A 9241-nucleotide genomic window follows, 5' to 3' on the forward strand; every position below is an offset into this window, starting at 1 on the left:
GTAGGGGCGGGTTTAGCAGATAACCTTTGTTACTTACAGACTATCTCTCAACAAAACCCGCCCCCTGCAAATCCTGGAAGGGCGGGTTTTGTTGTTAATTCTTCTGTTGTGAGTACAGATTTATCTACTAAACCCGCCCCTACAAAGTCCTAAATTGATTTGGTCTTTTGGGATTAATAATTCAGGAAACAAGGGATAGTTAAAATATGCTCAAACCAGTAATTATTAGATTAGAAAACATTAGCAAAGTTTACGGTAGTGGCGATACAGAAGTAAAAGCACTACAGGAAGTTAATTTAGTAGTTGAAGAAGGTGAATATTGCTCAATTATGGGCGCTTCTGGATCGGGTAAATCTACAGCAATGAATATTATCGGTTGTCTCGATCGCCCTTCGTCAGGCAACTATTATTTAGATCGAGTAGATGTTTCCCAATTACCAGATACCGAATTAGCGAAAATTCGCAATCAAAAATTGGGGTTTGTGTTTCAACAATTTCACCTTTTACCCCAATTAACTGCTTTAGAAAATGTCATGTTACCAATGGTTTATGCAGGTATTCCAGGGGGGGAAAGAAAAGAACGTGCGATCGAAGCATTGACGAGAGTAGGATTAGCCCAAAGATTGAATAATCGACCTAATCAACTTTCTGGGGGACAACAACAACGAGTTGCGATCGCTCGCGCCATAGTCAATCGTCCAGTATTATTATTAGCAGATGAACCAACAGGCGCATTAGATTCTAAAACAACCCAAGAAGTAATGGATATTTTTACAGAATTAAATGAAACTGGTATCACAGTTGTTATGGTAACTCACGAACCAGAAGTAGCCAAACAAACCAAGCGCATCGTTTGGTTCCGCGACGGTCAAGTGTTGCATTCTCACCTCACTCCTGATGAAATTGCTACAGTCGCAGTGTAATTTATTTAACCGCGATCGCTAATCTCCCATTGGTAGCGTGAAATAAAAAGTGCTTCCTTCTCCCATGACACTCTCCGCCCATATCTGTCCTTGATGGCGTTGGACAATATTTTGGCAAATGGCTAGCCCTAAGCCTGTTCCCCCTTTGCTGCGAGAATCAGACGAATCTACTTGTTGGAAACGTCCGAAGATAGTTTCGAGTTTGTCTGCTGGAATGCCGCGTCCTCGATCTGTAATTGAGAAGAGGATGTAAGAAGTGGTAATGCTGTCTTTGCAGTCAGGGAATTGTTGGCAAATTCGTCGATCTAAATTGTTGGTTACTTCGGCTTTCAGCCAAATGGTACTGTGTGGTGGAGAAAACTTAATCGCATTGCCTAAGAGATTAATTAGGGTCTGGATAATTTCGTCCCCAGATGCGGAAACTGAGGCTGATACATGAGTCCATTCCAGAGTGATATTGGCTTGGTGGGCGATCGCTTTAACAGATTCTACTGCTTGCTCGATCAAATCACTGACCAAGCAGACTTCCTTGACCAGAGACACTTTACCTGACTCTAATCGTTGTAAATCCAGGATGTCATTAACTAAACGCACTAGACGATCGGTATTTTTCACGGCAACTTGTAACATCTGTTGGGCTTTTTCCGGTTTATTTTTCAGGACACCCGATTCCAAAATGCCCAGAGAACCGCGAAGTGAAGTTAATGGTGTCCGCAGTTCATGACTAACGATCGAAACGAATTCCTCCTTCATGACTTCAAGCTGACGACGATCGCTGATATTGGCGATTTGCACAATCAAATAAAGTGGAAGGTCTTGAACATCTCGCATTAGAGCCAAATTCATCAAGCCCCAAATAATCTGCCCCTGTTTCGAGACAAATCGCTTCTCGATTTGATAGGCAGAAATTTCACCTGAGAAAATGCGCTCGATCCAATCGGTATCGGCTTGACGATCGTCTGGATGTTCGATGTCTTCGAGTCTCAATTGTAGTAGTTCTTCTTCTGAGTAGCTCAACATTTGGCAGATGGCGGCGTTAACTTCCAAAAAGCCACCTGTGGGAGAAACTAGAGCCATTCCTGCCGAAATGGTGTCGAATGCTCCCCGAAACTTTTGTTCGCTCTGACGTAAAGCGAATTCTGCTTCCTTGAGCGGGGTGATATTTCGCACGCTGGCAAGTACGTTAGAAATCGAACCATCTGCTTCTCGATAGGGAATATAGGAGGCACTCAGAAATTGCTGCCCAATCCCAGCCAGTGTAAACCATCCGGTGAATTCAATCGTTTCTCCGTTAAAGCAGCGATCCAGGCGGGGTTTAATCACAGTTTGAAAAACTTGCTGCCCCATGATCTCGCCGATCGTGTGTCCAATAATTTCCGATCGGGATTTGTTCTGCCAGTTGAGGTAGGTTTGGTTGACAATTTGGTAACAGTAATTGCGATCGATCAAGGCAATGCCATCAGTTGTGGCAGAGACTATTCGTTCGTAACGCTCCAGGGCGATTTCGGCGGCTTTGCGATCGCTGATGTCGTTCAACACACCAATTACACAATCTTGCTCATCCAGATGGGAGATTCTGGCAGACAGCAACACCGTTTTGATTTCTCCCGATTTGGTGCGAAATCTGATTTCAAAATTATCGATTCTTCCGTATTGAAGCAGAGATGCACGAAAGTGCTGTAAATCTGCTAAATCAGTCCACAACTGCATTTCAACACAGGTTTTCCCAATCGCCTGAATTCGGGAATAGCCGAGAACTAGCGTGAAACTGTCGTTCACGTCAAGGCAACGTCCTTCTGCTAGGGTGGCAATCCAGGCTGGCTGAGGGCTATCCAGAAACATCGTGGCAAACTTGAGTTCCGATTGCAGCAGGGCGATTTCGGCTTGTTTGCGATCGGTGATGTCGATCGCAATTCCATGCCACACTACCTCTCCTGTCTCTCGTCGTTGGCAACGAGCACTCACACTAAGCCATCTAACTTTGCCGCTGGGTGTAATGATGCGCCGTTCATTCTCAAAGGGTTGCATAGTTTTCAGACTATAAGCAACAGCTTGTTGAAACTGGGCGAGATCGTCAGGATGGGTTTGATTTGGAGCCAATGAGCCATCCCGAAGTAGCTCGGAGAGCGGAACTTCATGAATTAACTCAGCAGCACGATTGAAATATTCATATTGAAATCTCCCTTCGGCATCTACTCTCAGGCTAAATATGATGGCTGGAGATGCAGCCGCAAGTTCTTGGAATTTGGCTTCACTCTGACGTAAGGCAGCTTCGAGCCGCGCCCGATCGCTAATATCCCGAACAATAACAATTACGGCATTCTGTCCTTGCAGGTCGCACTCTTCTGCGGCAAGTAGTAAAGTCTTAATTTCACCAGTCTTGGTTTGAGATGAAATTTCTATGTTATGAGCAGAACCTTGTGTTGCCAACAAATGTCTAAACTGCTCTCTTTCCTTGAGATTTGCCCATAAACCCAGTTCTAAAGCAGTTCGCCCGATCATTTCCTCACGGGAAAAACCATAAAGTTCTAGCATCCGATTGTTTACTTCTATAAATCGTCCTGACCTGTCAGTGATGCCGATCGCATCAGGACAGGCACGAAAAATTGTCGTAAACTTTTCTTCCGACTTTTCTAAGGTATTCTGAAGGCGATCGAAAGATTGTTCTAACCGATCTGCCATCAGGTTGAAAGATTGCCCCAATTCTCGCACTTCAATTATTGAGCTATCGATTGGCAATCTCTGGGTTAAATCTCCGGCTGCGAGTTGCCCACTAACTCGATTCAGCCGAGTGATGAGGGTAGTAAATCTATTGGCGATAATTAGTCCTGATGCGATCGCCATCGATAAAGTTAGCAAACAGAGTAAAGCAGTAGTGCGCGTATTTTTCTGGATTTCCCCCATAAAATCCGACTCTGGAATAGTTGTCACCACCAGCCAATCCAAGCCGTATTTTTCCTGGTAGGGTGTGATTTGGATAAATTGCCGTTCACCCCCAGCCGTTAAACTTAATTGTTGAGGAACCCTGAGATTGTTCAGATTAGCAAATTTTTGGATTAGCTTTTTAGTAACTTCCTGCGTTCGCAGATCCTGACTGTTCAGGGCAGACAGACGGGTAGGTTTCCCATTTAAAAGTCTCATTCCCGATGCTTCTGCTTTGAACGATGTTGCTACCAGATCGCCGGATTTCTCAATGATGAAGACCTGTCCTGTGGGAGAAAACTGAAGTTGGTTAAGAAACAAGCTAATCTCAGGCAACACATAATTGGCGCTAACAATATGTTGTGGGGTGTGTAAGTAGTTATCAAGGCGATCGCTCACCCGTTCTGAAGTTTGCCGCAACAACTGATTCGCCAAATTCTCTACTGCCTGCTGTCCGCTACGGTAAGAAAGATAACCTACCAGTGCCGTTGTTCCCACCATTTGCAACACAAACGAAATCACCAGTAACCAACGTAGTGGAATTTTTACTGGATCAACCTTAAGTTGCACATAATTGGGCAATAGCATAAATGGTAGTAGTGGAACCCTTGTAGTGGATACAACCTATTGTATTTTGACCCTGTTATTATGTAACATAAAGCACTTGATATACGATTGTCATTAAGTTAATCGCTGCTTTTATTTAGATAAATAATAACCTTTTTTAAAAAACACTACTTCGGGATCGTAATCAAGGCGCGAACTACTCCGCCCTGTAAGAAGGACATGAACTTCAGCGACATTTCCGTTAAATGCTAATATTTTTTGTTTATTATATTAAAACAAAATTTAGTTGAGAAAACTTTCTTCAGGTTTGGGAAACTGGAAAGGAAATATTAGATACTAATGTTATTTTGGGGCAGCAAAAAAAGCTTCTGGTAATTGATACTCTTAGTTTTACTAAAGCATCAGTCCAGTAAAAGAGATTGACAAAAATCCAAAAATATGTGTTATGTACGGGTGAAGCATACAGCAACGGGCAACTGCTGCTCCTACGGATCGCTATGCCTAACGGCAGGCTATCGCCAACGCGAACGCAGAACAGGTGACAATTTATTGTACAAAACCCAAGATTTTCTGCCCGAAAGCTGTAGCGCGATCGCTAACACCCAGCCAGGATCTGTATAAACTACACTTTGAGTTCATTTTGTCAAGTAGTTCTACTAGACTGGCACTCTAGTATTTCTTCGGAAAAAATGTTGCCTAACTAGTAGAAACTTTAGGTAAATCTTGGATAATAATGGGTAACTAGTATGATAGGTTGATGACTAAAACCCTTGATTTATCTATGTTTTTAAATGGCTCAGGTCGGATTTGAACCAACGACCCCAGGCTTATGAGTCCCGTGCTCTAACCAACTGAGCTACTGAGCCTTGCTTTTCGCTGTTTATCACCTTTGTTAATTTAACACACTATTTTCATAAAATGCAAGCTTTTTTTGGTGATTGGCAACCGGGAAAGAGGGAAAGTTCTTAGCTTCGTTTTTTGAGTTTTGAGTTTGTAAAGGCGGGTTTTATCCAAAAATTATTTGTCAGGTGCTGAAGTTGTGTGCTAAACCCGCCCGTACAGAGTTTTGAGTTTTAATTTGTCTCCTCTGCTCTGGGCGCACCCGCGTGTGCGCCCCTACCCCTTGCTTCCCTTTACCTACTACTACGAGGTAAGAAAGCGATTGGGTTGACTGCTCCCTGGCCTTCGGGATGCACTTCAAAGTGGCAGTGAGGGCCAGTGCTACGCCCGGTGGTTCCCATCGCAGCAATATTTTGACCTTGCTCAACGATTTGTCCTTCTTGGACAAAAATGCGGCTGTTATGGGCATAGCGAGTCAGACTACCATCTGGATGTCTAATCTGCACTAAATTGCCATAACCACCGGAATTCCAACGAGCATAAACTACAACACCTGGAGCCGAAGCAAAAATCGGTGTGCCAGTGGGAGCCGCAATATCAATCCCTCTGTGCATTCTGCCCCAGCGCCAACCATAACCAGAGGTTAGTGTTCCTCTTGCAGGCCACATATATCCAGTCATCTGTTGGTTAGCACCAGGATAGTTGTTGTAAGGGTTCTCGATTGGTGGTAAATCGGGACTTACTGTTTGACCTGGTGTGTTTTGGTTGTAAGGCTGATATGGGTCTACACCTAATGGTGCTGTGGCAACCCTTTGTTGTCTTGTGTTTTGGGTTGGTGGTATCTGGTAATAAGTACGTGGTAAGTTAGCTGGCGCTTCTTCCGCACGTCTTTGGATTTCCGCTTGTAGAGCTTGGTTATATTGGTTAGGCCGGAAATCAGGATTGACTGGGTAATTGTTTGTGCCGCGTAATTGAGCAGCTGAGTTATTGGTGTTAGCAGTAGGTGGTGTTGCTGTCCTGCCATACCAAGCATTATTTGCTGGAGGATTAGCACCTGCTTGCTGCCGCCCATGCTGCCTGAGTTGGAGAATTTCCGCCCTTAGTCGCTCTACGTAAGGATTAGAATACTGTTTTGTTCTATTTTCAGGTTCTTGATTGGTAATGTTTTCTGCTAGAACAAACTGATTATTTTGAGTTTGAGCCGATAAATTGTCTTTGTGAGTCTCGCTAGTTGGCTTGCTAGCAGAAAGGAATTTGTTTCCAGTTGCAGAAGCCGAAATGCTTTCTACTGGTTCGTTTGCGGAAACATCCCAACCTGGTACATCATCTGTTCCTTGTTGAGTGAGTGGAAATGCAGTTGCGGTTACATCTGCTGGTGCATTTTCACTGATTGGTTGTGGTAGTAAGGCTGAAACTACTGGCAAGTTTGGTGCCGCGTTACTTGATAGCGTTTCAGGTGCCAAATTAGGTGAAGCTGAGTGGAATTCCGAGTACTTTGTGCCCGACTGTTGGGTACTAATTGGTAAGGCGCTAACTGTGTTTTGGGGAACTTTCAGTTGCTGAGCAACTCGGATGCGATTGGGGTTATCCAGTTGGTTAGCTTTTGCTAGGGTGGCTACGGAAACATCATATTTCCGTGCGATCGCTTCGATCGTATCTCCTGGTCTAACTTGATAAACTACTGAAATGGTAGGTTCTTCTACCTGTAGCTGTTGCCCTAACTCCGCCTTGGCTTTTGGCTGTACCATCTCTGTTGGCTTGACTGTTGCCACCTGAGCTTGCCATTGGGGAGAAACTGGTTCTACAGCTGGGGATGATTCGATAATCGGGTGCAATTGTCTAGAAACTACTGTTGGTACAACAGGTTCGCTGACAGGCACTGATGACTTAATAGAAGACTCCTCAGACTTCCACTCCGCCAGACTATTTCTCAAGCGGTTCGATGACTCTTTCAGACGATTGAGTGCTACCGCTTGTTTAACTTTTAAAAGTTGGTCAACGCTACTTGCTGTAGCTGTTTCACCACTGGGTGTTTCTGACACTATCGCTGGTTGTTCAAGGATGGCACTTTGGCTTTCAGTTCCATCACTATTGTGATTTAGGGATGAAATCTGATTTACCGAGTTCCCCTCTGTTGAACTAGCATTAGCAGATAATTCTTGGTTTTGATGTGCCAGCGGCTTTGGTTCTAGTGCTTCTTCTGTGACCGATTTAACCTCTTGAGAACCCATTGTCTCGGTCAGGGAATTGGTAACTGTTGATACTGCCCAATTAGCTTTTGGTTCAGTAGCTACCGCACTGTCTCCCTGACGTGGTAGTAGGACGCTACTAGACGCTCCCATTGAAATAGCTAAGCCAATCATAGCCGCAGAGGTACGGGCTCTTCGGTTTACCTCTGGTGGAATTGGCTTGAAAGATCCCACCATCGAGCAATCTGCTGTACAAGCTGGGATGGGATTAATCTTCTGCGTCAATGCTCGTTTCAAAAAACGACCTCCTACTTTCACTAGCGTTTAACTGCCCTGATGGATGCTTTGTCAAACTTTACCAAACCTGTGATTGGTATCACATTTGCTTTTGATCCAGATCACTGACAGTAAAGATGCTTAAGCAAGGGTACCTTGATTTTTCAATTTAGACAAGTTTACAAGACTTAATAAATTTGCGCTAGCTGATTAAACCCTGAGTGGTGAATAATTAATATTGCTTTTATGGGCTATTAAGCGAGGTTTCCTGAACTAGAGTTACAGGTATTATCCAGGGCTAAATCGCACTTCTGCAAATTCATGTAAATCATTAAGCTTAAGTGGTAGATGCTTTTTGTTTACTTCATAGATTTATAGCACCATCAGAACAAAACTCAATACCTAAATTGCATTTAGCCTGTTTGAGACTTGGTGCTGATTCGATCGACCATCACTAAATCGCAGCCTAAAAGCAAAACAGTTAAGCTAGAAATGTACTACAACTTCTGCCTCTGTGAATAGTAGTTTGGCAAAAATTGAAGAATCTCTATTAGTGGATCTCTCACTAGCAATGGTTGAATCAATAGAAATTTCTTATGCTAACTCTTTAAATTTATCTTATTAAATAAAAAATACTCAATGATGCTGAACAACAGGCGAGATATAGTTTTAATCTGTTTCAATAGTTCAGAATGTTCGATATTTACCGAAGACAATTTTGGATATTTTGATGTATATATGCAAATTTAGAGTTAGTTGACAAAGAGCTTGTAGAGGTATATATTTACTTGGATCTAGTAAGCCGAGATGTGAGGAGAGAATGCGGCTCTAGTGATTAACGGAGAATGGTTTTAGTTAGTCTAAATAACCAAGTTGTCGCCTAGCCTCAAATAAGCCAGCTGCTACGCTTACCGAGAGATTTAAGCTGCGAACACCAGGCTCAGACATGGGAATGTAAACTGTTTCTGTACAGATTGCCAGTATGTCTGGTGGTAGTCCTTTGGTTTCGCTACCGAACAATAGCCAGTCATCAATTTGAAATTGAAGTTTCAGATAGCTGCATTTTCCCGAAGTACTGAATCCAATTAATCTTCCACCAAGTTGTTGATGTAGAGCAAGAAATTCTGACCAAGACTGGTGATTGTGTAATTTTACAAAAGGCCAGTAATCTAAACCTGCTCTTTTCAGGTAACGATCGCTAATTTCAAACCCCAAAGGCCCGACTAAATGCAGTTCTGTGCCTGTAGCGGCACAAGTTCGGGCAATATTGCCTGTATTGGGGGGAATCTCGGGGTTTACCAAAACCACTTTAGCCATGAGGAGTTTATGCTTGTGCGATCGCACTAATCTGTAAATATTACTTTTTCAAATTTTACTAACAAATTAGTCTCATTTAATAGTTTTTATTAATCAAACAAATGCTGAATCGATTGATTAAATATTCTGATGGTTCTGGGGAGGTGGGGAGGTGAGGAGAAAAGGGGACATGTGTAATTTTTACACTCTGCTCATGTTCTCCTGTGC

At 43.2% G+C, this 9241-nt stretch carries 5 protein-coding genes and 1 tRNA gene; 2 read left to right on the top strand and 4 right to left on the bottom strand.

All coding sequences use genetic code 11. The features are described 5' to 3' along the window. Positions 1-206 precede the first annotated feature (206 nt). A complete protein-coding gene (locus IQ264_RS13390; RefSeq protein WP_193981282.1) occupies positions 207-923 on the top strand; it encodes an ABC transporter ATP-binding protein in 717 nt (238 codons plus the stop codon). Positions 924-941: 18 nt separating this feature from the next. On the opposite strand, the gene IQ264_RS13395 is transcribed toward IQ264_RS13390, so the two are convergent. Beyond that, positions 942-4433 (bottom strand): PAS domain S-box protein, encoded by a 3492-nt coding sequence (locus IQ264_RS13395; protein ID WP_193981283.1) that lies wholly within the window; start codon positions 4431-4433, stop codon positions 942-944. Positions 4434-4850: 417 nt separating this feature from the next. On the opposite strand from IQ264_RS13395, the gene IQ264_RS13400 reads away from it, so the two are divergent. Then, positions 4851-5033 (top strand): hypothetical protein, encoded by a 183-nt coding sequence (locus IQ264_RS13400; RefSeq protein WP_193981284.1) that lies wholly within the window; start codon positions 4851-4853, stop codon positions 5031-5033. 171 nt (positions 5034-5204) lie between these two features. Here the strand turns inward: IQ264_RS13400 and IQ264_RS13405 are convergent. The 3 genes from IQ264_RS13405 to IQ264_RS13415 form a co-directional block, all read right to left on the bottom strand. Next, a tRNA-Met gene (locus IQ264_RS13405) sits at positions 5205-5278 on the bottom strand. Between the two features lie 267 nt (positions 5279-5545). After that, complete coding sequence (locus IQ264_RS13410; protein WP_193981285.1) at positions 5546-7738, bottom strand: peptidoglycan DD-metalloendopeptidase family protein; 2193 nt, start codon at positions 7736-7738, stop codon at positions 5546-5548. An 834-nt stretch (positions 7739-8572) separates the two neighbouring features. Continuing rightward, a complete protein-coding gene (locus IQ264_RS13415; protein WP_193981286.1) occupies positions 8573-9034 on the bottom strand; it encodes a tRNA (cytidine(34)-2'-O)-methyltransferase in 462 nt (153 codons plus the stop codon). Between the last annotated feature and the right edge of the window lie 207 nt (positions 9035-9241).

This window comes from [Phormidium] sp. LEGE 05292, from assembly GCF_015207735.1.
Lineage (GTDB): Bacteria > Cyanobacteriota > Cyanobacteriia > Cyanobacteriales > Aerosakkonemataceae > Floridanema.

Excerpts from the sequence above, each read along its gene's own strand:
- IQ264_RS13395 (WP_193981283.1), bottom strand. The coding sequence starts at position 4,433 with ATGCTATTGCCCAATTATGTGCAACTTAAGGTTGATCCAGTAAAAATT.
- IQ264_RS13390 (WP_193981282.1), top strand. The coding sequence starts at position 207 with ATGCTCAAACCAGTAATTATTAGATTAGAAAACATTAGCAAAGTTTAC.
- IQ264_RS13415 (WP_193981286.1), bottom strand. The coding sequence starts at position 9,034 with ATGGCTAAAGTGGTTTTGGTAAACCCCGAGATTCCCCCCAATACAGGC.
- IQ264_RS13400 (WP_193981284.1), top strand. The coding sequence starts at position 4,851 with ATGTGTTATGTACGGGTGAAGCATACAGCAACGGGCAACTGCTGCTCC.